The organism is Flavobacterium sp. UGB4466, assembly GCF_903469665.1.
GTDB classification, from domain to species: Bacteria; Bacteroidota; Bacteroidia; order Flavobacteriales; family Flavobacteriaceae; genus Flavobacterium; species Flavobacterium lipolyticum.
Window position 1 is genome coordinate 1 of record NZ_CAGKLC010000268.1, and the last position, 539, is coordinate 539.

Consider the following 539-nt stretch of genomic DNA (forward strand, 5'->3'; position numbering starts at 1 on the left):
TCATTACGTTACGTTATTTTTGGAGGAGAAGCCCTTAACCCGGCAAAGATCAAGTCATGGAAAGAAGAGTTTCCGGCCTGCCGTTTAGTAAATATGTACGGTATAACCGAGACAACAGTTCACGTTACCTATCAGGAGATTGGTGATGAGCATCTGGAGAGCAGCAAAAGTGTAATTGGTAAAGCCATTCCTACCTTAACCATTTTTATTTTAGACAATGCACAGCATTTAGTACCCATTGGTATAGAGGGAGAACTCTGTATTGGCGGAGCAGGTTTGGCACGTGGCTATCTGAACCAGCCGGGATTGACAGCAGATAAATTTATTGCCCATCCGTTTGTGGAAGGAGAACGTCTTTATCGCAGTGGGGATTTAGGGCGTTGGCTTGCTGATGGGAACATCGAATATTTAGGCCGAAAAGACGATCAGGTAAAGATCAGAGGACACCGTATTGAGATTGGCGAGATAGAGTACGCTTTAGAACAGCATGAGCAAATCAAGCAAGCTGTAGTTTTAGCGATAGAAAACCAATCAGGGGA

Annotated in this window: 1 protein-coding gene; it reads left to right on the forward strand. The window is 44.2% G+C overall.

What is annotated here, in order from left to right:
• A partial coding sequence (locus tag JO950_RS21995; RefSeq protein ID WP_202704548.1) for an AMP-binding protein occupies window positions 1-539 on the forward strand: 539 nt, incomplete at both ends.